Consider the following 25264-nt stretch of genomic DNA (forward strand, 5'->3'; position numbering starts at 1 on the left):
ACAGACAGGACAGTTTACGAGAACCTTTAAATAGTTTGCCAATTGGCGCAGAATTATTAATAAGTACGACTTTAAAGCCTCTAGACATCCCTTGTATGAAGTATATGAATGCTATTAAGGATATATTTTGGCACATTCAAATATACCCTTTTCATGAAGAAAAACGCTCTTTCAGAGATCTATTTTTTATTCTTTATCAATTGGTGAATGGATATGATTCTCATATGTATCAATATACATATTTCCATTAGCGGACAGAACTGCATATAATACATTCTGTTGAACTAAGCTACGTTTATTTAATTCCGATTGCAACCATGATTCTGTTAGGTTGTTCTGTTCTAGATTTTCCTTTATTACTTCTCCATCCATAATTAGTTCAATGGGTAGTTTTGATTCGGGAGTGATCGGGATCACTAAATCTTGTTTAGTTACATTTCTGAATTGAGGCTTTCTTAAAACGGTTAATGTCCCATTTGTCTCTAATATCGCAAACAATACCTCTTCGATATTAAAGACGTCCTTTTCCCTTAATTGTTGATTTAAATAATCTATCGTATAGCGCATCTTTTTCATATTTTTCTCCATTATTTTTCCATTTTCAATAACAATGGTCGGGTCACCTGCAAAAAACTTTCTGGCTTTTCTGCTTTTTAATGAAATTAGAGCCATCGTAAAAATTATAATGACATAAATAACAAATGCTAGCATAGCATGATACGCTTTTACAGATGTATTGAAGGCTACGTTCGCAGCTATGGCGCCTAATGAAATGGATGCAACGAAATCAAATATCGTCATACTGGAGATTGTTTGTTTACCCAGTATTCGTGTGCCTATTAGCAACAGTCCAAAAGAAGCTATTGATCGCAAAATAACCTCAAAATATTCAGTCATTTCAACACCTCATTTAACTTTTATCACTTTTAGACTTTACCATTTCTTACTTTCTAATGCGTTAGAGAATGTAGCAATTGTTCAATGCTTGTAAGTCGCATTAGTATCATGACACCAATAAACGCAATCACAATTAAACAAATTACTATAATTAAATTAAAAAGTTTATCATTCAATAATAAAATCCCCTTATATTTTACTGAGTCATTTTTAAGAATATTTTTAATATAATCACAGCTGAAATTTCAACATAAATATCCATATTTCTTTACCTTAAATAAAAAATAGACGCTGTGCCTTGTTAAAGGATAGCGCCTGATTGCTGAAAAATGAGTATACAATCGAAGAAAACCCCATTTGCATAAAAACGGGGCTGAAACATTTTGTAGCTACCAAGCTGAAAAGGTCGATCAACCGATCCATTGCATTAATAACTGGTTAAACTTGTCGCGTTCTTCCCAGAAACAGCCATGACCGCTGTAATGAAACGGAACAAGTTGTGAATTTCTTATTTTTTGTTTAAGTTCCTGTGCTTGTGCATAGGGAATAACTTTGTCGTGAATACCGTGAACAATCAAGGTAGGGACATGTATCTTGGGCAAATCTGCATAAAGCTCTTCATCTCTTAAAGTAAGGATAATTGCTGCCGTTGACCAACCTGCCGCTTGCAACCCCAATTGTAAAAACCACTCAGCGAATGAGCTAGTTATATATTGAAAGAAAAAGGTGTCTGTGACTTCCCGCATCATCTTGGGACGGTCATTTAATGCTTGCTCAAGCAAGCGATCCGCCGTTTCCTCAGTAAACCCTATAGGAGCTGCAGCATCTACAAGGACAAGGCTGGATACTCCGTAGCCATTATAACGGGATATATACCGTATCGCGATCGCTCCACCTGTAGAGTGGCCTACAAGTGTAATGCTATCCAATTGAAGTACATCAATTACTGTACGTATATCGTCTGCCAAGCGGTTAAAATCGTATCCACTAATAGGTTTATCTGACTTTCCGAATCCTCTCCAGTCAATTCCGATACAGCGGTATCCCATTGCGGGAAGAATATTAAATTGATACTCAAACTGTTTATGGCTTAACGGCCAACCATGCAAAAATACGATTGTCTTGCTGCCATTGGGATTTAGATCTTCAACATATAATTTTACTCCTGATTCTACAGGAACATAGTATCCCACACCGATTCCCCCCAAAAAATAGCTCTTTCAACAAGTTATTCATGTAGGGAAACATAGGTGAATACCCATTGCTTGTTCGCATGCCTGGTCAGTTGGGAAGGAAGGTGCTAAACATTTAATTACAATATGACTTCAAGAGTTGCCTAAAAGACTATTTAATATCGGATATAAACTCGTTAAATTGCACACATTATGGTTGATAAGACAAAGTAAAGGTGGCAAAAAGATGCTTTTTGGTCCAAGCAATATCTCTTCAAAATTCAGCTTATTTTCAGAAAGTCATTTAACGATATTGATACTATTCATTCTCATTATAGGGTCAATTTTCCATTATCGCTTTAAATTAAGGGAGGACAAATGGAGAAAAGCTGAAATCGGAGTAGCCGTTTCTTTGATTTTATTTGAATTGATCTATCACCTTTGGATGATTGAAAATGGAACTTGGAAAATAGGAAGATCCCTGCCGCTGGAGTTGTGCAATATCGGTCTCATACTTTGTGTACTGTTATTGCTGACAGGGAAAAAAATATTCTTTGAAATGCTATTTTTTATTGCTCTATTCGGTGCTACTCAAGCGATCTTAACACCTGCATTAACTTACAATTTCCCACACTTTCGATTTTTCCATTTTTTCTACACACATATGATGGTTGTATGGGTGGTGTTATTTTTCATGTGGGTTAAAGGATATTATCCAACTTTCATGTCCGTCATAAAGGTAATTGTGTTCCTCAATTTACTTTTGCCAGTAATTTTATATGTGAACAATCGCAATAACGGGAACTATTGGTTTTTACGCCACAAACCTGATAGTCCCAGTCTTTTTGATTTGTTGGGACCTTATCCTTGGTATATTTTTACGTTGGAAGGATTATTGTTATTGCTTAGCTTTGGAGTTTGGCTAATATTTAGACGGGGAGAGCCAGTTAGGGACCGTCCGCCTGTTAGCGATTGATTAAGAGTAGTTTAATAAAAATTTTCCTTCGTATCCTTCTCACCGATTTCCATTACATCCCTAAAAAATCCTTATTATGCCAAAATTAATAATCACGTAAAAAAGGACATAAGATATTTTATAATTAATCTGTCATGTCCCTTCTTGCATGAAAATTTAAACGCAAAAAAAAAAGACCCTACATTGTAGAGTCTTTAATAGCTATTGTTAAGCTTTTTGAACGTTTGTAGCTTGTGGTCCACGTTGTCCTTGTTCAATGTCAAATGTTACACTTTGACCTTCGNAGCTTGTGGGCCACGTTGTCCTTGTTCAATTTCAAATGTTACACTTTGACCTTCGTCTAAAGATTTGAAACCTTCGCTTTGGATTGCTGAGAAATGTACAAATACGTCCTCGCCAGCTTCTTGCTCGATGAATCCGAAACCTTTTTCTGCATTAAACCATTTAACTTTACCTTGTACCATAATTGGTGCCTCCTCGTGCGAATCTCCGCACATTGTGTTACTATCCCTGCTCAAATACCTTAGACGAAAAACAAAATCCTATTCNCTTGGATTGCTGAGAAGTGTACGAATACGTCCTCTCCACCTTCGCGCTCGATGAATCCAAAACCTTTTTCTGCATTAAACCATTTAACTGTACCTTGTTCCATTATTGTTGCCTCCTAGTGTGTAAATCCACACGATATGTTACTATCCTTGCTCAAATACCTTAGACGAAAAACAAAATCCCATTCTCAATCTGAGAAAGAACAAAAATAATTCTTAATTAGAATAACAGATATGTGATGGAATAGCAAATATTTCACTTTTCATTCTATTGAAAATATTAATATCTACTTTGTAACATCAGATAAAACCAGCTTGTTTCATTGTTGCAATCTACTTTCAAATTCTTTAATTTGCTTCACCAACGCACTATATATTTATTTTCGTTGAACAATCTTTGCAGATAAACTTGCCCTCTAAATTCAGATAAGCTGTGATTTCAGTAATTCCTTTTCGCTTCGGATATCGCAATTGTACATATACTTCTTCATCGCCCTTAATTTCTTTATCGCATTTCTTGCATTTTGGAATTATAAGTGCCATTAAATTAACCCCTACCTTCGCAATGATAAAAACGAAAACACCGTTCCACTATTTAGTAACCATATTTTCAAATAAAACAAAAATATTCCAAATTGAATTCGGACAGTTATTTAAGTTTTGCATTTTTAGTATAGCATGAAGCGATTTTTAATTTACAAGATTTTATTGACAGTGTGTTAGCTCGTTTTATGGAGTAACTAAAGTAAGGCCTCTGCCCTAAAGCTCCCTATTCAAGGAAACGCTATTTTGTGAAATAAGGATATTAGGTAAATTGGTATTCCGGTTTATTCATTATGGTGTATTCTATCCATTAAAATAGGAAATCCATAAAAAAGCACCTACTTACTTTTAATTTTCTTCTCATACCAAGGTGTCGTAGGTCTTGTATCAGGATATCCATTTTTCTCACGATACTGTTTCCGTTCATCCGTAAAATGCCACCAACTTTTTTCACTACCTGGATGGTTAGCATGATGCACCATACATCGCAAAGAATCCTCTACACATGGATCTTCCCAATATCCGAAATGTTCCTCCAATCGATTGGTTAAATCAGCACCTTCTTCGTTTTTCAACTCTTCCAGAGAAAAACAACCCAATTCAGTAACCCATTGAGCCAACTTTGGACCAATCGATGGAATAGCTTGAAATTGAGCTAATGCACGAAGATACTTGGCACGCTTGAATGAAGATTGTAGACATTCAGATAAATGTGATGCATCCAAAGAAGCGATTTCATTTAATTTCACTTTGCACTTTCTTAAATTCATTCTTTCTTCAGATGTTAAAGGCAGCTTTGGAGATGACTTTTTCATATTCATTTACCCTAACTTTCTCTAATTTATCAGTATAACTATAATATTTTTTATCGTTCTTCTTCAATTAAAAGGTGGAGGAGCTTAACAAACTTAACAAGACAATGGAGATTATCAATCATAAATGTAATTATTATCAGACTTCTTTCGAGGCGGGAATGGAAGATATCCATAAAAATGATATAATCGGGAATTTTAGTTAACAAAGCCGCCTGTCCCTCAAACTGAGTGTTGAGGGATAGGCGGCTCAACCACATTGGTTAACGTTATCTTACAGCAAGAATGTCAAGGTTTGGGTTAAAAATAAATCCCACGTAAACCTTACCTGTATTCAACTGCAACTGACATTAATAATTTTTATTATAATAAGACAGGATAAAATCCTTAAATTGCTTAGCATTTTTTGAAAGATGTTTATCTTTTAACCACGATAACCCTATGACAAATCTTGCGTTTGGGTCTGAAATTTTCACATAATTGAGATTGTATTTTTTGCATAGAGTGATCGGAATTAATCCCAAACATTTATTAATTTGAAAAATTTCATACAATAAACTAAAGTCTACTTCAAACACTACTTTCGGCTTGAAACCAGCAGTACGATATAACTGATTAACTGTATCTTTATACTCTTCATATCCGGCTAATGATATAAATGATTCTAACTCCGCCTCCTCTAAATCAATTACCTCTCTATTGGATAAATGATGATTTTTAGGCACAACCAATACGATTTCTTCTTCTATCAATACACTACTTTTTATTGAATCATCTTCTATCGGTGGTCCTGCAATCCCCAATTCGATTTCTCCCTTTTTAAGCTGTACAATAATTGATTCCCTTGATTCAAGTGATTGCTGAATATAAGCATCTGGAAATTCATTCAAATATTTAGTGAGCACGCCTGATAGAAATCGTGGGTTGGTAATAGAAATCATAATTTTTTTATGTGATTCATCGTAATTTTCTTGTATCTCCATTTTCGCATTTTCAATTTCAGAGAATATAGTATTTACATGTTTAAGAAATATTTTCCCTGATTCATTCAGCTGAATATTTCTCCCTATTCGGTCAAACAATGGAGTTCCCATTTCATCTTCCAGCCTTTTAATCATCAAGCTTAATGATGGTTGCGAAATATTGAGCTTTTTTGCAGCTTTTGAAATGTGCTCCATATAAGCAACCGTTTGAAAATATTTCAGTTGTAGCAGTTCCACTTAAGTTCACCTACTTAAAAATCATTTATTTTATACAATATACTTATATTTATTTATATATTTTATTAAATATGAAATCCATTTTACAATATATATTTAAGTTAATTTCCTAACTTTTTCATATCAAAAAGGTACGAATTAGGTTAATGAAAAGGGCTATTATTCAGGAAGGTGGAATAAAAAATGGTATTGATGCAAGAAAAACAAGGAAGGTCATTAAAAGAACAAGTTATAGGTGTATGGTCACTTGTTTCATATCAATCGCAAAATGATGAAGGGAATATTATTTATCCTCTCGGAAAAGATGCTACCGGATTTATTATGTATCATCCAGAAGGTTATATGTCTGCACAACTTATGAGACAAGGGCGTCCAGTATATGCATCAGGTGACTTGCACGAAGGAACGAAGGATGAAATGGCTGAAGCAGCATTTGGATACTTAGCATACGCAGGAAAATATGAAGTAAATGAAGAAACAAACACTTTAACACATCATATGGAAGTTAGTATGAATCCAACTTGGCTAGGCCAACAACAGCCACGTGTTGGTTCAATTGAAGGAGAAATCCTAAGCATATACAACGGATTAAATCCAAATGATCGGCTTGTTTGGAAACGCGTAAATAATTTTGATATTTAGATAATAATCAAAGCTATTTTGAAAAGCTCCTCTTTCAAAGTGGCTTTTCTTTTATCCATAGAAATCATTTATTTTATACAAAAAATCTATAATAAAATTTTTATTATATTAATTAAATATTCAATGAACAAAGGTATAAATCCTCTTTGGTTCTATATTCCTATAATTTTTTGACTTACTTCATCACGAAAAGGGTATCTCTTCAATTTAGAGACACCCATTTTTTCATGCATTTTCAATTATTTGGGCCTGGTTTAAAGCAAACTTGGCCGCATTTTCTCCGGCAATCTTGCCAAAGACGGAACCAGCCATTAAACCTGCTCCACCCGGATAATTTTTGTAGAATAATCCACCCACCACTTCTCCTGCTGCATAAAGGCCATTTATTTTTTCATAAAGGATACTCTGCACTTCCGTTTTTTCGTTAATTTTCACGCCGCCATAAGTGAAGGTGATGCCGCATGTGACGGCATATGCTTCGAATGGTGCCGTGTCGATTTTGTTGGCCCAATTGCTTTTCGGAATGGTTAAGCCCTTTGTTTTACGCCCATCTTTAATATTCGGGTTAAATGGTACCGAGTCATCAATGGATTCATTAAAAGCTGCTATTTCTTCGAGAAATTTTTCTTTATCGATTTCACCGACTTTGTCGGCCAGCTCCTCCAATGAATTGGCTTTGACCTTTGTTACTTTTCTTCCCTTATATTCTTCGCGCAAGAATGGCGCAACTTTCGCATCAAAAATTTGCCATGCGCAATTCTTTGGTTGTTCCAGAATCATTTTTCCGTATTTTGCATACGTATAGTTTCTGAAATCTGCCCCTTCATCAACAAACCGTTTGCCGTCTGCATTGACGATTATGCCAAAAGGATAGCTTAATTTTTGGAATCCTTCTTCAAAATCAGGCAAATAGCGGTCCCCTGTAACCGAATGTGCTTCGGACCAATTTCCCGCTGGAAGCGCCCCTATATTAAGAGCCATCTGGATGCCTTCACCTGTGTTGTACTTGCTCGCTCTTGTATGAACGAGATCCCATTTCGGCCCTAAATAGCGCGTGCGCATTTCGACATTTGCATGAAAACCGCCGGATGCCAGGACCACCGATTTTGTCTTAATGCGTTTTGTTTTTCCTTGTTCCTTTATGACAACTCCCGCTATGCCTTCGTCTGTATGAAGCAGTTCGGTTGCCATTGTTTCATACAAAACAGAAATGCCGTTCGTTTTTGCTTCCTGATGGAGAGCCTCCACCAAGCCTTGCCCTCCACCAACCGCTTCCAGGACCATGCCGCCCCAGAATTTAAAGATTCCATCGATTTTAAAGGCTTGTCTTCCATAGATGGGGATAAACCGGATATTATGCTCCGTCAGCCACTTCATTGTCTCGAAGCTTTTTCCCGTCAACAAGCCTGCAAGCGCAGGATCAGTACGATAGTCGGTCATGCGGCAAAGATCATCATAAAATTCTTCTTCCGAGTAGCTTCCGAAATCCGTTATTTTAAAATCTTCTTCCCCCAAGTCAGGTATGATTCTCTTGATTTCTTCCTGATTGTTATAAGCAAAACGGATTGAGCCATGTGTATATGTCGTATTTCCGCCCTTTTCCTCTTCAGGCGCCTTTTCCAGTACAATGGTCCTTGCACCTTGTTCCCTGGCTGAAATCGCCGCGCACATCGCCGCATTTCCCGCTCCAATAACAACTACGTCCGTCTCATAGTGAAATTCATGATCCATTCTTTTGCCCCTCTTCCTAACTCGCTTATAATGAATCCGTGAAGAATGAGTGAACTAAATGATTAAAACGCTCTTTTTCTTCAAGTTGAGTCCAGTGGCCGCATTGTCCAAACACATGCAGCTGTACATTCTTTAAATGTTCAGCCAAATAATAGCTTGACTCAATGGAACATACTTTGTCATTTAAACCGTGTACCAAAAGCACTTCATTTTCAATGCGGTTTAAAGCCACTGTCGGAATAGGTACGGCAGCAGTTGCAAAAATGGAGTCGTTTGAGCGTCTAACTTCCGGTCTCATGGCGTTTTCATAACGGTCATCCGTTAGGGATTCAATGACAGGCCACATTTTCTCCACATCATACACAAACCAGCTCATAATTTGCTGAAGCTTTTTCTTGGAAGGATTGTCATAGAAGCTTTTTGCGCGTGCCAGTTCTAAACTTAATTTGGTATTTGGCGTGCCCCCTGGACCCATCAGTACCACTTTGTTGATTCGCTCCGGATGTTCAATCAACAGCTCCAACGCAATGGAGCAACCTAGCGAATTTCCTACCACATGAACTTTTTCTAAATTAAGTTCATCCAACAGCTGGATGGTTTGCTTAATCCACTCATCCATCCATGCTTGGCGGTTTTTTAACGGCACTTCCGGATGGCTGCTGTTTGCGAAGCCATATAAGTCAGGTGCAAGACACTGGAATTGATCCCCCATTGCTTCAAGTGCAGGCCGCCAGTTGGCAATGGATGTAACACCTGGTCCGGAACCATGTAAAAATAAAACCGTTTCCGGATTTCCTTCGCCTGAACGATTTAAATAGGTTTCGAAATCTTCCGTTTTAACCACATCACTGCTAACGTTTGCCATTTTGTTTGTCCCCCTTTTTATCCTTAAGCTTCAATCGTATGTTTGACAAGCTCTTTTTTTGAAATGCTGTCTCCCCAGTACGTATTGCCAAATGCCCGTTCCGATTCATTCCAAGCAACAGGTTCCCAATCTGGCTCAAAAATCAAGTATCCGCCTGTGAAAATTTCGACTGTACAGCCACTGCCGGGATCGGAAACGTATAGATAAAGCGCTTGGGAAATACTATGTTTCCCCGGCCCGCAAAACGGCAAATCGTGTTCCCGGCATATATCTGCTGCTCTTAAAACATCCTGCGAATCATCCACCCAGTAGGAAAGGTGATGCAAACGAGCGTTTGTCGGGATTTCGTCTTTTTGTCGGGACACAAGCGCCACATCATGGACAAGCGGTGTGACGCTCATCCATCCCGCAAGTATTTGGCTGCTTTCGTCTTTCTTTAGATATTCCCTCAACTTGAATCCCAGCACTTCCTGGAAAAACGTATAAGTGACTTGCCAATCTTCCGATGTATGAAGATTTACATGATCAATTCGGCGCGGCGAGATGCCTTTAGCCCACGCTTTATATGTTTGGTTTTTCAATACGGAACGCCTATGTTCCTGTGCTTTTGGCTTTTTGACATCATAGTAGAATTCAAATGTGTGGCCGCTTGGTACTTTGAATCGGATTGCTTCCCCAATACCTGGAGTTTCCCAGGCAGGAACATTTTCAACATGGACTCCTTTATTTTCTAGAACCTCTTTAAATAGATGAACATCTTCTTTACTCTTCGTCCTCCAGCCGATATGGCGAACATAGCCCCTTTCGCCTTGTTCGATAGATAACGTATGATGCTGAAAATCTCCCCATGCCCGCAAATAATGCACTCCGTCGATTACTTCCGTTTCTTCCAACCCTATTACTTCTTTGAAGAAAACGAGCGATTTTTCCAAATCGCTCGATACAAGCGCAACATATCCGAGTTTCGCAATTTCTGGTTTTATCATGCAACTTCCCCCACTCTTGAAAATCTAGTTTTATTCTTAAAGATCAAGTGATTCCGAGGTTAGAAATATCTCCAATTCCTCATGGATCTTGTAAACGCTCCCATTCTTTCTTTTAAAATCTCAGAGCGTTTGTTTCTAAACCAGATAAAACCCTGCCATAGTTTTCAATTGTAATAATCGGGGATAATGAACGGTGCGAGTGCAATGTTAAGAAATCCCTGATAATTCGCTGCATTGAATGCCCATTATACACAAACCCTGAACCGCTGCCGGAAAGCAATAAGTCAAGCGCTTCTTTCAATAACTTGTTTGCATAGCCAATATCCGCCAAAGCTTTTACCCGCGCAGACCGTTCCATATACTTTTTGTCATTTGCCCAACGATCAATTTCATCTGCAAGGTTGTAGAAATAATGTTCTGCGGTTTCAACTTTCAAGGTAGCTTCTGCCAGTAGTGCGTGTGTGCTTGCGGCATCTTTTACATATTCAACACCCATATGAACTGCCTTACGGAAAGGAAGGGCTTCCTTGAAAATATCCAATGCATTTTTCAAAACGCCTAAACCAGGTAAACCGAGAGATAAAATAAGTCCCGGGAATAAAGCCGAATGATAAAGTGGAATGTCACGCAAATGTGACGATTCAAAGTTACCGTTCAAAGCTTCGTTAAATGATGTAACACGATGATCCGGGACAAAAACATTTGTCATGGTCACGCTATTGCTTCCTGTTCCTCTTAATCCTAATGTGTGCCAGTCATCATGTATCTCAAGTTCACTAAAAGGCACGGTCATCAACTTTTGATCCACCATCACGCCATCTTCGTTATAGATTGGGAATCCAAAATACCCCCATGTTGCATGCAAGGACCCAGAACAGAACATCCAGAAACCTTCTTCAATTAAATATCCGCCATCCACTTTTTTCACGACACATTTCCTCGGCTCATAAACGCCGGCAAACAAGACATCTTCAGGATTTTGTCCAAAGATTTCTTGGTGGGTTTTTTCAGAGAACGATTCTGCTACCATTAATTCACGAATGGCGCAAAGAGCAACGATCCACCCTGTTGAAGCGCATCCTCGGGAAATTTCCACAACTGCTTCGCTATAAGTACGTAAATTCAATTCCTGGCCACCGTATCTTTTTGGCCGAAGCATTGTAAATAAGCCGCCTTCTTTTAAATCTTTTATGGTCTCTTCGGGAATTTTTCTACTATCCTCTGTTTTTTGTGCACGTTCCCGCAATTTAGGTACCAGTGATTGTGCCGCTTCCACTGGATGATTTTCTTTTAATAGTTTACTCATATGCCCCACACCCCTCTATGAAATATGATTTCTTAATCTAAATTTATTGTTTTTTGCTAAGAAATGTAAGGTAAAAAACCTTTCAAGAATGAAGTGAAAATTCAATAAAAATTATTGGTTTTAAATTCTGGTGCGAAGACGTTATAATGCCTCAATTCAAACAAAAAAGGGTATTTTATCAGCAAACCCCTAGCCGATAAAACACCTTAATTTCAATAATTTTTTACACATTTTTTGGTAAACCCGATACATCGATATCCCCCAGGATTTTCAGAGCATCCAACATAAGCAATAACTCATAAGCGGCAATAGGGTTTCGCAATTCTTTGTTTAATAATTTTTCAATCTTTGAAATGCGATACATTAAACCGCTCATGGATAACGATAAGTCACTGATTGACTGTTGCAAATTCCCGCCATTCATTAAAAACACATACATGGTTTTTAATAGCTCATCCCTCTTTGCTTCTTTCAGCTGCAAGATTGGCTGCAATTCTTTCCGTGCTTTCCGACGGATGCTGGACATATTTTTTGAATTGATCAGCGTTCCGATAATATTTGCGTTTTCAAAAAGAATGATGGAATCTTGGTTATTGATTTTTAAAACAATTTGTGATTCTTCCAAACTTTCCGTGATGTTGTCAATCGACTCACATTCATCGCTGATGCCGATTCGAAATTCGGTAAGGCGAAACTGATTTTTCAAGTGCTGCAAGATATTTTCCAACTTGAATCTAAAATCATCCACTTTCGGCAAGAGAAGTACTATTTGCTTTTCAAATTGCGTAATCAAAATTTTATAGCTTTGCATCTCTAAATAACGTGTAATAGATTGGATCACTTCGTCATGAAATTCAATATTGGAGGTATCCCGCACATTGGAGGTTAGCTGCAAAGTTGCAATATAGAACGGTTCTTTTAAATCAATTCCCATGTAATATCCGCGATAAATGACACTCGACTGAGAGGAATATTGTTTTAAAAGCAATTGTTCCAAAAAATAGCCTTTCATATTTTCTACTGCTTCAAGGCTTGTCTTTTCGTTGAGAAAGCAAAGTGCAGCAGCATTGGCAGCTCGCTGTAAAAACATCATATCTTTCTCAAGTTCTACGGACTGATCGATATAAATAAAGGTCATATACCCGATCGCCTGATTTTGCACAACAATGGGAGTCACTAAACGATTATGCATTTTTCCTCGTATAATGAAGGTTTTATGATAGGCAGCAGACTGGATTTTGCCGCTTCTAGTTCTTGATATAAAATTCAGGAAGTCCTGGTTTAATAGTTCGTAGGCCTCCTGATCGATTCCTTCGTACATTCTTGCCTGAAAATTCAAATCTTCAATCGTCACAGGCAGATCCAATGTTTGGGATACCGTTTGAAGGAGTTCATCAACGCTATCACCTTCCGATAATTTTGTTGTCAACGTGTCATGAAAAGTAGATACCTTTTCAATATAATTTTTTTGATCAAGCAGTTGTTCATACGTGTAATTTAATTCATCGATAAAGCTGCTCTCATTATACAAATTGATTTCTTCGAGCATTTCAGGGTCATCCTGCCACTCTTCTTCCAAGCGCATTTCGTAGCAGCACTCATCATGGCCCATTGCACGACACCTGATTTCTTTCAGGAACACCTTCCGTTTAGTAATCAGTGAAGTGAAGCCGCTTCCAAGTCCCGCCAACGTATGGCAAACCGGATGGTCGGAAAGTCCATGATTTTTAAGGTGCTCGTTTACTTCAAAAGAGTCAATCCATTTTCCGGTCGCATAAATATACGCAACTCGCCCTTGTTCATCTGTTTTGAGCGTTCTTTCGGCAATCATCTTTGAAATTTGGCCGGTTTGTAAATGCAGTTCGCCACCCTTGCTTAGCATTTCCTCCAAATTGGTTGGATTTTGCAATACTTCTTTTGCGTTGGCTACCCCCAAATTCCAACCGTATCTCAATAAAAACGCTTTGGCTCTCTTCATCCCTAAGTTGCTAATCAGCTCTTTTCTTAATAATCCAAAGGTTGCGGAGGTTGTCGATATTTTTTTATCTTCATAATCATTGAATGTGTCCGAATGGTACATAAAATCCCCCTATTCTATACAAACCTTATTAGAAAAAGCGCAAGCGCCCTGATTAGCCCCGACAAGCGCTGGCCGACAACAACGCTACATCGTGTAGCATTGTCGGCACTTGCCCATCCATGTGCGGCGGAGGGTCCGAATCGAAAGCATCACTGCAGCTTTCGACCGAGGAACCGAAGCGACCTCGAGGGGCTGGGCGCTGGAGCTAGACTTCAACTCCAAAATCCGCACTTTTTTTATTCACCTTAACGACATAATATGATAACAAACGAGAAAATACTAGATAAAATCGAGAATTTGTAATTAAATTGAGAAATTTCGGAAAAATAACGAGGCAACCTACCTATAGGTTGCCTCGTCGTCTAAACCTTTGCCCGGACAGATAGCCCATAATCAAGCCCTGGGTGGATGTTGCTTTCTTGATTATAAAATTCTCGCAGTTTACTTACCGCTTCTGCAGGCGGTTTAGCATTAAAATAACCTTTTCTTGTCATCGTTACGCCAGAAAATTTCTTTAAATCCGTCAACGATTCACACATTTTGATACCGGCGCCGAAAGAATCCACAATCGGTACATCCCCAATTCGCGAAATGCCATGAGTTGCCAGGAATACATTCATTGGTCCTTCTCCCGGAATAATCACATCCGCTCCTTGTGCGATTGCTTCCTCCGCACTTTTGATAAACGAATCAATCACAGGCTGCGGATTTTTAAAGCCTTCCAAAATGTCGTAAAATCCAACAGTTGTTTGTACAATCGGTCCCAGCTTCTCGCTCATTCCGTAGCGGCTTGCGTTGTACCTTAACTGATCCGCTAGAGGAGCCAGGAAGTTGACAATACCGATGCGATCACCGAGCATCGATGCCATATGAAGCGATGCTTGCCCATAGCCAATGACAGGGATATCCACAAGCGTTCTTGCTTCAAGCAATCCAACGTCCGGTATTGTGCCAATAAACATACAATCATACCCTGCGCTTTCCGCAATAAGGGCATTTCGTATGAATTGCTCACGGTGCAGATTTTGCAAATAGGAATAGGTGATAAAATGCCCCGGATATTCCGTTGGATAGGTTTCATTTGACATACCGTGCAAGACAACTTCCACATCCGGGCGGGCGATTTTCTGGATATGAGCGATCACCGCATCCCGATACGCCGGAACATTTTCAATTGACGTTAAACTTTGATGCCAAATTTTCATTAGTATTCACATCCTAAAAAGTTAAATTGATAAATTCTCTTTTATCCTGATAGGAGCAACGCTTGCACTGCGCGCAGCAATTCTACCGAAAATGGCTGCTTTGCCCAAGGAGCTTCCCGTCATATAGCCTGCTCCATGGAATCCTCCTACGATTTCGCCTGCCGCATATAGCCCCTCTATTGGTTCATCGAATGCATTTAATACTTGCGCAGCGGCATTAACCGCCAAGCCGGCATAGGTCGCCAACATCGCTGTGGTCGTAACCATTGCATAAAATGGGGCTTGACTAATTGATTTGGGTTCTCCAAAGGTATGAGTTAATGTTGATCGTCCAAATTCCTTGTCCGTCCCATTTTGGATTCCTTGATTATACTGAGATACCGTTTCTTTTAGGTTTTTCTCCGGAACTTTTATGATATTAGCCAACTCTTCCAATGTATCTGCTTTTTCAATCAAACCCAGTGCAAATAAATTATCAAAGTCATATAGCGCATCTCCAGGGACACTTTCATTCATAATGTTTTGATCCCATATTTGATAACTAATATTGTCCGGCTGTTTTAATGCCTCAGTGCCAATTAATTTATAGGAAATGGATTCATTGACAAATCGTCTGCCCAGCTTATTTACAATAATGGCACCTTTATAAAAAACATGGGCTTGCGATTTTTTTTCGCCACTTGCAGTTGGGTGGAATCCATAAGTTCCTTGCAAATAAGGCAAATCCCTGACCCACGCACCATGTTCCCAAGCAAGCTTGATGCCATCTCCGACATTTCCCTTGCCGCCGATTCGCAATGCAGCATTTAGTTGCGGAGCGAAATGTTGAAGCATTTCCTCGCTTTTCGAAAAACCGCCGCAAGTCAAGAGGACCCCATGAATTGCTTTTGCAAAATATTCAAGGCCGTCTTTTTCGTACATTACAACTGAAATACGTCCTTCTGTATTTTTGCGCAGCCTTTTTACGGACGCCTCCAAAGTAAACGTTACGTTTCCCGTTTCAATGCATTTATTATATAAAGTTGTGATGGCTTGAATGGGTATGATTGTATGTCCCCTTGGAACACTATGACCGCTTGCAGCACGGACAGCATCAAACTCGACACCCTTGTCGACCAGCCAATTGTACGTATCCAGCTGGTGTTGCCCATAAGCTTCAACAAGATGCTTTTCATTTTTGCCCTGCCCTACTTCCAGCATGTCCCTGATCAGCTGTTCCGTGGAATCTATTAAATTATTCTTTTTTTGCAAGTCCGTCCCGGCAAAAGCCATAAACCTTCCGCTTAGTAACGAACTGCCGCCAATTGCCGGTTCTTTTTCCAAGACTAGAACTTTGGCGTTATTTATCCCAGCCTCCAAGGCCGCACAAAGTCCGGCCATTCCAGCACCGACGATAATGACACTATAATCTTCCGTCATTTTCACACAACCTTTGAATTAACTTCATTAACTACCTCTAGCGCAGCTTCGCAGACTTGCATATCGTGCGTATAATGGCCGCCACTCACACCGATTCCACCGATTAATTCATCGTTTATTTTAATTGGATAACCGCCGCCAAAAATAATTAGTCGTTCTGTATGAACAATTCCATGCAAAAGCGGTGGATCATCTTTTAAGCGGTCGTACCATTCGTGAGTTGCCCGGTTATAAGCAGCTGCGGAGAAAGCTTTATTTTGCGCGATTTCCAGACTTAATACAGGCGCTCCGTCCATTGCTGAAAAGGCTTTTAAGTTCCCCACTTTGTCGACGATGGCAATACTGAAAGGAATCCCCAATTCTTTTCCTTTTTGAACCGCTGCTTCCAGTAATTTATTTGAAAATTCCAGACTAATATTTTTTGATTCGATTGTTGTTACAAATTCCGTCATTTTGATTACCCCTTTTAAGTTATTTTAATTTGAAACTGGTTGGCCTTTTCCGAAGGCTTCAATTGTTGTTGCAGTCACGGCGACTGATTTCGGCAATACTAAATCAACAATTACATGTGCGATATCAATCGGCTGCAGCCAGGCTGATTTATCGTAATTCGGTGCAATATCACTCATCATTTTCGTATCAACGGGTCCCGGACTAACCGCATTCACCCGGATGCCGTATGGTTTCATTTCTTCTCCAAGCGCTTTCGTAAATCCGATAATTGCATGCTTGGAGGTAATGTAAGCACTGCGATTTGGACCACCTTTTGTTCCCCAAATGGAAGCAATATTAATGATGACCCCATCTTTTCTTGAAATCATGTCCGGAATCACTTCCTTGCACAAATAGAAGGGAGCATTCACGTTAATGTCCTGAACCCATTGCCATTCATCAATGGATGTTTCAACAAATGGTTTTAAACTCATGACACCTGCATTGTTGATCAAAATATCAATCTTGCCGAATTGCTGTTTGACCTGTTCCGCACAGTTTTTTACTTCTTCAGCATTGCCGACATCACATAAAACCGTCATGGCCTTTGTCCCATATCGTTCTTGAATGGTTTGTACAACTTCATCGCATTCTTCCTTGCTGCGTGCACAAACAGCAACTTCGGCTCCATATGAAGCCAATAATAGGCAGGTTTCACGGCCGATTCCTCTTCCGCCACCAGTCACCAGTGCCACTTTCCCTTTTAACTCCAAGAACAGCACCCCTTTCCTATGAATAAGATTTTTCTTTAGAAGAAATATAATTTATCGCGTGTTCACCGGCACGCTTTCCGAATACCAAACTTCGTAACACGGATGTTCCGCCAGGATATTTCCCGTAATATAATCCCGTCATTTCACCGGCTGCGTATAAGCCGGGAATTGGTTCATTGTCATTGGAAATGACGCGTCCGTCCGTATCGGTCGCAACTCCGCCGTTTGTAAATACATTGCAGGAGATTACCGGATACGCAATAAATGGCCCTTGATCAATCGGAATGGCCCAGTTCGATTTTTCAGGAGAAATGCCAACCGCCTTTTTCCCGTCTTTTTTATTCCATAAAAAACCTCCTGGCTGAACTGCCTGGTTAAACTCTTCTACTGTTTTTGTTAAATTTTCTTGTGGTATTTTTAACTTTTGGGCCAATTCTTCGATGGTGTTTGCTACAATTGGTGGTTGTTCGGTTTGAAGTGCTTCTTCGTAATTTGGAATCTCGTACATTTTTTGATCAGCAATCATATAGGCTACGTGATTGGTACATTCATAGAAGATTTTTCGCGCAACGGCTTCGTATTGCTCATCAATCGTTGTGCATCCTTCATCCGTAAAACGCTTTCCTTCTTGGTTGACCAAGATAAAATAGGGGTAGAGCATAACGCCCGCTTCTTCCCGCTTGCTTCGCGGGTCAACCGTTTCGGCATGGAAAGAATCCCATTGGCCGGCTCCTTTTGCTCCCAAAGCAAGAGCCATTCGAATCGATTCTCCTTTATTAAAGTAACCGCCTTCACAAACCGGCGGGATTTTATGGGCATCCCGGCCAATATATTGAGCCATCATTTCTTGATTTCCCTGGAAACCGCCCGAAGCTAAAATAACTGCGTTTACTTTTAACTCCATGCTTTCTCCACCTTTAATCCGGACTTTCAATCCATTCACAGCACCGCTTTCATCGAGTGAAAGATTCCAAGCGGTCGCTTCGTAAATGATTTCTACGCCCAGAGCGCGCGCACGAAGGGATAAAGTATCGATAATGGCACGGCCACCCCCTACTGGCAGCAATCGGGGTTTTGAAGAAGTCAGGAACATCGTAGGCAAATAGTCGAAGTCCACCCCTTTGGATTCCAACCATCTTAATGTTGGACCAGCATGTTCGTGCAGTGTTTCGATATAGCGTCGATCGGAATAATTTTCCGAAAAAGCAAGCATATCATCCACGAAATTAGGAGCTGGCTGATCGATATTTTCCATACGCATATAAGCAGCCGTCCATCTCGTATTTCCACCACGGTGGTCAAAATCCGCTCTTTCCAATATGGCAATTTTTAAATGCTGGTTTTGTTCTTTTGCTTTTTCAGCTGCAGCCAGTGCCGCTGAAGTTCCTGCAGCTCCACACCCAATAATAGCTAAATCAAAATCCACTTCTTGCGTCATCTTATTTTGACCTCCTTTGCCTCAACATCTTGCAAATATTTTTCTTCCCATTTTTTCACTTCATGTAATTTGAATAAATTCTGTCTTTCTTCCCAAGTACAAATATAGTCATGGATATTTTCCTGGGATTCATCGCGCTTCAATACAGACAAACTTTCTCTAATTCCCTTGATGGCAGAACGCAATACTGTATTTGCACAAAGCATGATATGGAAGCCAAGTTCTTCTGCCTCTTTCAACGACACAAGCGGCGTCTTGCCACCCTCCACCATATTTAAAATATGCGGAACATTCGGCACCCCGGCCGTGATGGCTTTTAGCTGTTCAATCGTTGTGGGAGCTTCCACAAAAATGACATCGGCACCCGCTTCTTTATAAGCATTTGCACGTTCAATGGCATCTTCAATACCATTAATGGCTGTGGCATCAGTGCGTGCGATGATTGTAAAGTTTTCGTCAGTTCTTGAATCCACTGCCGCTTTGATTTTATTAACCATTTCTGTTTTGGATATAATTTGTTTTCCATTGAAATGTCCGCATTTTTTGGGTGATACTTGATCCTCGAGCTGGATGGCAGCTGCCCCTGCGCGTTCCAAACTTTTAACCGTGCGAATGACGTTGATGGCATTTCCAAATCCGGTATCGCCATCCACAACAATAGGAATCGTCGTTACATCGGCCATGCGGCTTACAACATCCGCAACTTCCGTTAAAGTTGTTAAACCGACATCCGCCCAGCCCAATTGGGAATTAGAGATGCCTGCACCCGTTGCATAAATGGCCGGAAAGCCGAATTCTTCAACCATTCTTGCCGTCATCCCATCGTAAGCTCCGGGCAATATAAATGCATTCGGCTGTTTCAATAGTGATTTAAAGATTTTATTTTTCGTCATATCCTCACCCTTTAGCTGATCGCTTTGTATTTTTCATCACGTAATTGCCTATGCCAATTAATCGTTATTCTTCCATTTGGAGGAAGTTGGATTGCTCCAAAGTCAATTTCTGATTTATTGATCACTTCAATGACTGTAAGTTGATTTGCTATTGTTGCTTCATAGAGGCCTGGTGCCGGCAACGTAAAATATGGCAATAATCCATTTTCCGGACACCATTCTACTGAATAAGGTTTTCCAATCAGCTCAGTAATGAACGATACATTGCCTTCAGAGAGCAGCTCTCGTATACGAGTAGAGCTAATTTTTTCTCCGCATAAATCAACCTTAGGAATAATCGAAACACCGAGCTCGCCCAATCCATGTTCAATAATAGTTGTTGCTGTACCTGCTCCCTTTTTGCCGTACGTGTAGTCAAATCCGCATACAGCATGTTTTGCTCCCAATCCAACAACATAATCTTGAATAAATTGTTCAGGTGAAAGTGCAGCAAACTCCAATGTAAACTCGACAATGAGAAAATAATCTACTTCCAACAATGCTAACTGATGTTCTTTATACTCGAGCGGCATTAAGTACTCCACTTCCATCTTTCCGTGGGATAACACACTTTTGGGATGCGGGAAAAAGCTCATAACGGCCAGCGGGTATTGTTTTTCATTAGCTACTTTTTTCGCTGCCGCAATTACCTCTTTATGTCCTTTATGAAGTCCGTCAAAGAAGCCCAATGCAATCACATGATTCGGCATTCGGGTTTTCCAATACAATAAATCTTTTTGATTTATGACAATGGTCTTCACTGCAGCTTTCACCTCTTTCTAGATTTCTACTTTGCTTCAATCGTGATGTTATTCAATTCTTTATCCTGAACTGTATCGCCCCAATAAGTATTGCTTAATGCCCGTTCGTCCAATGTCCATTTGACTGGCTCCCAATCCGGTTCGAAAATCAGGTATCCACCCGTAAAGAGTTCGACTCGGCAACCACTGCCTGGATCCATCACGTATAGGTACAACGCTTGAGAGACACCGTGCTTTCCGGGACCAATAAACTGCAAGCCATTTTCCTTTAAAATATCCGCAGCTCTTAAAATATCTTGCGAATCATCCGACCAGTAGGATAAGTGGTGCAGCCTCGCAGGAGTTGGTAATGTTGGTTTCGCAATAAAAGCCACATCGTGTACAAGCGGCGTTACGCTCATCCAGCCGGCAATGGTATTGCCATCATCATCCACGACATACTCGCGCATGTTAAAGCCAAGCTGTTCCATAAGGAAGTCGTAGGTTTCTTGAACATTAATTGTGGAGTGAATATTCACATGGTCAAAACGGCGAGGAGAGATGCCTTTTGCCCATGCTTTGTACGGTTGATTTTTCAAGACAGAGCGACGGTGCGCTTCGACTGCCGGCTTTTCCATGTCATAATAAAGCTCAAATGAATGCCCGCTCGGCAACTGGAAGCGAATCGCCTCCCCGATTCCTTTTGTTGTGCCAGCCGGAACAGTTTCCACATCGACACCCTTCAGCTCTAGGGCTTCTTTGAAAAGTTGTACGTCCTCACGTTTTTTTGTACGCCAGCCAACATATTTTGCATGGCCGGATTCCCCTTTTTCCAGTGTTAAAGTGTGGTGCCCAAAATCGCCGTATGCACGCAAATAATGCACACCATTTTGATTAGCCGTTTCTTCCAGTCCAATGACTTCTTTGAAAAACCATAAAGACTTGTCAAGGTCCGGTGTTACCAATGCCACATAACCAAGCTTTGCTAGTTCAGGTTTACTCATTCTATCGCCCCCATCCGATTTGCTGTATGCGGTTTCAAATTAATCTCTTTTTTTTTGAAAGAATTAAAAGTTTATTGAATATACTGAAATCTTACAAGAATAATTTTTACGGTTCTAGAGGATAAATTATCTGTCTTAGGAGTGTTTTTCTGTAAGTTTTTATTGGTTTTTTATGAAGAGTAACTATTCTAAGTTCAAGCTGAAGATCTCAGCTAGATACCTTAAAAAGCGCACACTTTTTCTACAAAGATCACTCGAAGACTTCGGGCAATGAAATACGCTTGCGTGAGTCCATGAGAAGTCCTCTCAAAGTCTCGGGAGCTCCAAAACCACTTTTGCCAGTCCATGAGAAGCATGCTCGGAGACTGGCAAGCATGAATTTTAATTGCAAGTATCCACGAAAGGTCCTCTCAAAGACTCAAGAGCTTAAAATCCACTTGTACCAGTCCATGAGAAGCACGTTCGGAGACTCAGGAGCTCGATATCTGCTTGAACTAGTCTACGACAATTAGACCTGCTGCCCCTTCCACAATGATCGCTAACGTCTGTTTGTTTCAATGGGTAAATATCCATAAAAACGCAAAAAAAGAGACTACCTTATTCGGCAGCCTCATCAACTGAAATCTCATTTATTTATTAATCACGCTATTTTCTTTGGAAGATAAGAAAGATGAATTGTGAGAGTTGATATTTCCTTTTCCGCCCACTACATGAATCTTTTCGCCCGTTACGAAGTCTGAAAGAGATGAACTCAAGAATAACGCAACCCCCGCGATATCTTCGACAGTGCCCATTCTGCCTAGTGGAATTTCCTTTTCAGCCAATCGATTCTTCAATAAGTCTCTTTGTTCACTAGGCGTCATTAGCTTATCCCCAAACGGGCTCTTGATTGCACCCGGGGCAATGGAATTTACGTAAATTCCTTGCGTTGCCAGCTCAAACGCCAAATTTGCCGTTATACTTTCGATCGCTCCTTTTGCCGCGTGGTATTGCAATGCAACGGAATCTGGATGAATTACTCCCATCGAAGTAAAGTTGACAATCTTCCCGTACTTTCTCTCTTTCATAAACGGAAGCACTTCCAGAATCATGTTCATTGTTCCATGCAAAATTAAATCAATCACTTCATTAAAATCATCCATTGTAATTTTGTCTGAAGTCCCATAATCACTTAATACGCAGCCTGCGCAATTAACCAAAATATCAATTTTGCCAAAATGATTAATGGTCTCTTGAACGGTCGACTGCACTTGTCCCTTATGGGTAATATCAACCTTATCGAAAGCTTCGCACACACCGCCCGATAAACTTATAACATCAGCCAGAAGTTTCGCTTTCTCGAACTGAGTATCTGCAATCACAACCTTGGCACCTTCCGAAGCAAACTTTCTTACAATTGCTTCGCCCATTCCATTGGCTCCACCCGTCACGATAGCAACTTTATTTTCCAGCAACAATAGAAACCCCCCCTTATATTCCCCTCATTCCCCCATCTGCTACAATGGTTGTACCAGTAATATATGACGATTGTTCCGAAGCTAGAAATGCAAGTGCTTACACTTGCTCATTTTGAGTGGACATGCTCCAATCGGGATGTTTTTCTCCAAATTGGTATAATCGAATTGTTTTCATACATTTCCGTTCACCGCAATGTTTTTGCAAAAAGCTTTGCAGTTGCTTCCCAGTTATCGGGTGTGCTGCCTGTAATGGTGGCTATTTTATTTCGAAAGACCATATAAGGTCTTCTTTAAAGCGTTACTTCAATATCGGGTGAGTTTGCTGGTTTTGTGGTTTTCACCAAAACTAGCCACACTAAAGCCAATGCCAATAGACCAACACCACTTATTAAAAGCGGGAATCGTCCAATATCCTTGCTTAATACATCGAGTATCATACCGAAGAGGAATGGACCCATGATGCCTCCAATTCCTTGAGCAGCAACCGCAAATCCGACATAGGAAGTGGAACTGTTTTTAGGCGTTGCTTCGGCAATCCGGGCAAATACGCCTGGAAGTCCAATCCCCATCCCCATACCGCCGATAATACTGCCAACTAAAATCATCGTCAGACTATGCGAATAGTAACAGATCATCATTCCAAGCCCAGTTAGAAAGACAGCAAATGGAATATAAGATTGCGGCAGTAAATGTTTTACTCTGCCAAAGAAGAAACCAATCAGCAATGTTCCAAATGTAAATACTGATATCGCCATCCCTGCTTGTGTAGCTGTCCCTAGGTTTTCGGCTTGAATGACGACTGAAATGTTAGTCACATATCCGAAAATCATTGCAGAAAAGAATACTTGCCCTAGCGATACACCAAAAATAACTCTAGGTGTTTTAATTTTCTGCTTTGTCTTTTGTTCTTCTTGCTTTCTTCTCTCCGGTTCAGGCAAGAACAGGAAGGTTAACGCCAAAATCCAAATCGGGAACAGGTAAGTTAGGAAACCATATTGCCACCCATATGCATCCGCCAGCATTCCTCCTACCAGTTGGAAGAAGATTGCCCCGATACAAGCAATTGTTGAAGTACCGAAGCCAATGAGGAAATCGCGTTCCCTGCCTTCAAAGAAGTCCGATATAATATCGACCGATAATGGCATCGTAATCCCCACTCCAAGTCCCAATAGACCCCGGAATGCGATGATTAAAGGTAGACTATCGATGAAAAATGGCATTATTCCACCAATCATAAATAATATTAATCCGGTAAATAACAATGTTCTCTTTCTAAAAATAGCGCTTAATTTTCCGTAAAACAGAGCAGGAACAATTTGAATCAATCCCGGGAATGTCGCAACAAGCATCACGATTGTTGGGTTATAATCCGGAAAAGCTGCAATAATATCAGCCATGATGGATCCTGCAACACCAGCTGCAACATCTTGGAATGCAATAATCACAATTAAAAATTTCAAGAAATTCCGATTAATCGATTTACCCATTCAAAAACCCCCTCTTTTTCTTTTTCATTGTCCCCTGAACACAGCAGCAACGATTTCCGGCAAATCACCTCCTACAAAATTTTCGCTTTTACGAGAATTGAAGCGTTTTCAATTACTAATTCAATATTAGTTTGCTATATGTTTATTTACAACATAATTTGGAAACTCGAGAAGTTTTTTACTATTCACTGTCACTAAACTAGGACTTTTTACTACATATGTTTTCTTGCAAAAATATGTAGGGAATTGCCCTGTTAAGAGTGTTTCCATTTAATAAAAAATGATGAAAGAGAAATACCTGAAGTTATTTTTTAATGGATTTTCAAAGTGGCGTTGCGGTGCTTGTCAAACGAGGAAGTCACCAATGCTCAAAGAAAAATTTGATGGAGAATATGTTCCTTTTTGCTGAATCTATTAACCAGTAAGGGAATATAGAAACCATGTATATGCCCTTCTATCAACACAAATAAACAACAAAGGAATTTAGATGCAGTATAAATTCCCTGCTGTTGGATCAATCAAGTTGAAAGGGAAATTAGAAGCCGTATATATGCTCTTTTGTATGACTAAAGAAGCCCATACGGGAAACTAGAAGCTGT

General features: G+C 39.9%; 25 protein-coding genes and 2 pseudogenes. 3 read left to right on the forward strand and 24 right to left on the reverse strand.

All coding sequences use genetic code 11. The annotated features are described in order from the left end of the window. Positions 1 to 186 precede the first annotated feature (186 nt). Together D1B33_RS00460 and D1B33_RS00465 are read right to left on the reverse strand one after the other, a co-directional pair. Positions 187 to 897 (reverse strand): DUF421 domain-containing protein, encoded by a 711-nt coding sequence (locus D1B33_RS00460; RefSeq protein WP_118874366.1) that lies wholly within the window; start codon positions 895 to 897, stop codon positions 187 to 189. A 410-nt stretch (positions 898 to 1307) separates the two neighbouring features. After that, positions 1308 to 2090 carry an alpha/beta fold hydrolase gene (locus D1B33_RS00465; RefSeq protein ID WP_118874367.1) on the reverse strand — a complete coding sequence of 261 codons (783 nt, stop codon included), beginning with the start codon at positions 2088 to 2090 and terminating at the stop codon, positions 1308 to 1310. Between the two features lie 226 nt (positions 2091 to 2316). On the opposite strand from D1B33_RS00465, the gene D1B33_RS00470 reads away from it, so the two are divergent. Beyond that, the gene (locus tag D1B33_RS00470) at positions 2317 to 3045 is read left to right on the forward strand and encodes a YwaF family protein (RefSeq protein WP_118874368.1); all 729 of its coding nucleotides are present in this window, start codon (positions 2317 to 2319) and stop codon (positions 3043 to 3045) included. 207 nt (positions 3046 to 3252) lie between these two features. On the opposite strand, the gene D1B33_RS18840 is transcribed toward D1B33_RS00470, so the two are convergent. The 6 genes and pseudogenes from D1B33_RS18840 to D1B33_RS00500 form a co-directional block, all read right to left on the reverse strand. After that, a complete protein-coding gene (locus D1B33_RS18840) occupies positions 3253 to 3303 on the reverse strand; it encodes a hypothetical protein (protein WP_407656698.1) in 51 nt (16 codons plus the stop codon). A gap of 8 nt (positions 3304 to 3311) precedes the next feature. Further along, positions 3312 to 3509, reverse strand: coding sequence for a cold-shock protein (locus D1B33_RS00480; RefSeq protein ID WP_118874369.1), 198 nt, complete (start codon positions 3507 to 3509; stop codon positions 3312 to 3314). A gap of 86 nt (positions 3510 to 3595) precedes the next feature. Continuing rightward, positions 3596 to 3697: pseudogene (locus D1B33_RS00485) on the reverse strand (cold-shock protein); the annotation flags it as partial. Positions 3698 to 3962: 265 nt separating this feature from the next. Then, the gene (locus D1B33_RS00490; RefSeq protein WP_118874370.1) at positions 3963 to 4136 is read right to left on the reverse strand and encodes a Fe3+ hydroxamate ABC transporter substrate-binding protein; all 174 of its coding nucleotides are present in this window, start codon (positions 4134 to 4136) and stop codon (positions 3963 to 3965) included. Between the two features lie 338 nt (positions 4137 to 4474). Beyond that, on the reverse strand, positions 4475 to 4951 hold the full coding sequence (locus D1B33_RS00495) for a helix-hairpin-helix domain-containing protein (RefSeq protein WP_118874371.1): 477 nt from the start codon (positions 4949 to 4951) through the stop codon (positions 4475 to 4477). Positions 4952 to 5298: 347 nt separating this feature from the next. Next, positions 5299 to 6168, reverse strand: coding sequence for a LysR family transcriptional regulator (locus tag D1B33_RS00500; RefSeq protein WP_118874372.1), 870 nt, complete (start codon positions 6166 to 6168; stop codon positions 5299 to 5301). Between the two features lie 183 nt (positions 6169 to 6351). On the opposite strand from D1B33_RS00500, the gene D1B33_RS00505 reads away from it, so the two are divergent. Then, positions 6352 to 6810 (forward strand): lipocalin-like domain-containing protein, encoded by a 459-nt coding sequence (locus D1B33_RS00505; protein WP_233549349.1) that lies wholly within the window; start codon positions 6352 to 6354, stop codon positions 6808 to 6810. Positions 6811 to 7035: 225 nt separating this feature from the next. On the opposite strand, the gene tcuA is transcribed toward D1B33_RS00505, so the two are convergent. From tcuA to D1B33_RS18845, 15 genes and pseudogenes are all read right to left on the reverse strand, one after another. Then, entirely contained in the window at positions 7036 to 8541 is a 1506-nt protein-coding gene (tcuA, locus tag D1B33_RS00510) for an FAD-dependent tricarballylate dehydrogenase TcuA (RefSeq protein WP_118874373.1), read from the reverse strand. 25 nt (positions 8542 to 8566) lie between these two features. After that, entirely contained in the window at positions 8567 to 9406 is an 840-nt protein-coding gene (locus D1B33_RS00515; protein ID WP_118874374.1) for an alpha/beta fold hydrolase, read from the reverse strand. A 23-nt stretch (positions 9407 to 9429) separates the two neighbouring features. Further along, positions 9430 to 10392: a VOC family protein gene (locus D1B33_RS00520; protein WP_199677328.1), complete on the reverse strand. Its 963-nt coding sequence runs from the start codon at positions 10390 to 10392 to the stop codon at positions 9430 to 9432. A 112-nt stretch (positions 10393 to 10504) separates the two neighbouring features. After that, positions 10505 to 11698 (reverse strand): acyl-CoA dehydrogenase family protein, encoded by a 1194-nt coding sequence (locus D1B33_RS00525; RefSeq protein WP_118874375.1) that lies wholly within the window; start codon positions 11696 to 11698, stop codon positions 10505 to 10507. Between the two features lie 223 nt (positions 11699 to 11921). Then, on the reverse strand, positions 11922 to 13778 hold the full coding sequence (locus D1B33_RS00530; RefSeq protein WP_118874376.1) for a XylR N-terminal domain-containing protein: 1857 nt from the start codon (positions 13776 to 13778) through the stop codon (positions 11922 to 11924). A 362-nt stretch (positions 13779 to 14140) separates the two neighbouring features. Continuing rightward, on the reverse strand, positions 14141 to 14983 hold the full coding sequence (locus D1B33_RS00535) for an aspartate/glutamate racemase family protein (protein ID WP_118874377.1): 843 nt from the start codon (positions 14981 to 14983) through the stop codon (positions 14141 to 14143). A gap of 21 nt (positions 14984 to 15004) precedes the next feature. After that, positions 15005 to 16402 carry an FAD-dependent oxidoreductase gene (locus D1B33_RS00540; RefSeq protein ID WP_118874378.1) on the reverse strand — a complete coding sequence of 466 codons (1398 nt, stop codon included), beginning with the start codon at positions 16400 to 16402 and terminating at the stop codon, positions 15005 to 15007. 2 nt (positions 16403 to 16404) lie between these two features. Next, positions 16405 to 16854 (reverse strand): GlcG/HbpS family heme-binding protein, encoded by a 450-nt coding sequence (locus tag D1B33_RS00545; protein ID WP_118874379.1) that lies wholly within the window; start codon positions 16852 to 16854, stop codon positions 16405 to 16407. A 24-nt stretch (positions 16855 to 16878) separates the two neighbouring features. Continuing rightward, the gene (locus tag D1B33_RS00550) at positions 16879 to 17607 is read right to left on the reverse strand and encodes an SDR family NAD(P)-dependent oxidoreductase (protein ID WP_118874380.1); all 729 of its coding nucleotides are present in this window, start codon (positions 17605 to 17607) and stop codon (positions 16879 to 16881) included. 16 nt (positions 17608 to 17623) lie between these two features. Continuing rightward, the gene (locus D1B33_RS00555; protein WP_118874381.1) at positions 17624 to 19045 is read right to left on the reverse strand and encodes an FAD-binding protein; all 1422 of its coding nucleotides are present in this window, start codon (positions 19043 to 19045) and stop codon (positions 17624 to 17626) included. Further along, positions 19042 to 19938, reverse strand: coding sequence for an isocitrate lyase/PEP mutase family protein (locus tag D1B33_RS00560; protein ID WP_118874382.1), 897 nt, complete (start codon positions 19936 to 19938; stop codon positions 19042 to 19044). Before D1B33_RS00560 ends, D1B33_RS00555 begins: the two co-directional genes overlap by 4 nt. 11 nt (positions 19939 to 19949) lie before the next feature. After that, entirely contained in the window at positions 19950 to 20738 is a 789-nt protein-coding gene (locus D1B33_RS00565) for an FAD synthetase family protein (protein ID WP_118874383.1), read from the reverse strand. A 26-nt stretch (positions 20739 to 20764) separates the two neighbouring features. Further along, entirely contained in the window at positions 20765 to 21721 is a 957-nt protein-coding gene (locus D1B33_RS00570; protein WP_118874384.1) for a VOC family protein, read from the reverse strand. A gap of 629 nt (positions 21722 to 22350) precedes the next feature. Further along, a complete protein-coding gene (locus D1B33_RS00575; RefSeq protein WP_147370368.1) occupies positions 22351 to 23175 on the reverse strand; it encodes an SDR family NAD(P)-dependent oxidoreductase in 825 nt (274 codons plus the stop codon). 16 nt (positions 23176 to 23191) lie between these two features. Further along, positions 23192 to 23242 (reverse strand): annotated as a pseudogene (locus D1B33_RS18845) (hypothetical protein); the annotation flags it as partial. On the opposite strand from D1B33_RS18845, the gene D1B33_RS00585 reads away from it, so the two are divergent. Then, positions 23242 to 23460, forward strand: a complete 219-nt coding sequence (locus D1B33_RS00585) for a hypothetical protein (RefSeq protein ID WP_118874386.1) — start codon at positions 23242 to 23244, stop codon at positions 23458 to 23460. The pseudogene D1B33_RS18845 and the gene D1B33_RS00585 sit on opposite strands and share 1 nt — an antisense overlap. 8 nt (positions 23461 to 23468) lie before the next feature. Here D1B33_RS00585 and D1B33_RS00590 read toward each other — a convergent pair whose 3' ends face one another. Further along, positions 23469 to 24665 (reverse strand): MFS transporter, encoded by a 1197-nt coding sequence (locus tag D1B33_RS00590; RefSeq protein ID WP_118874387.1) that lies wholly within the window; start codon positions 24663 to 24665, stop codon positions 23469 to 23471. Between the last annotated feature and the right edge of the window lie 599 nt (positions 24666 to 25264).

It is taken from the genome of Ureibacillus yapensis (assembly GCF_003515775.1).
In the GTDB taxonomy this organism is placed as follows: Bacteria; Bacillota; Bacilli; order Bacillales_A; family Planococcaceae; genus Ureibacillus; species Ureibacillus yapensis.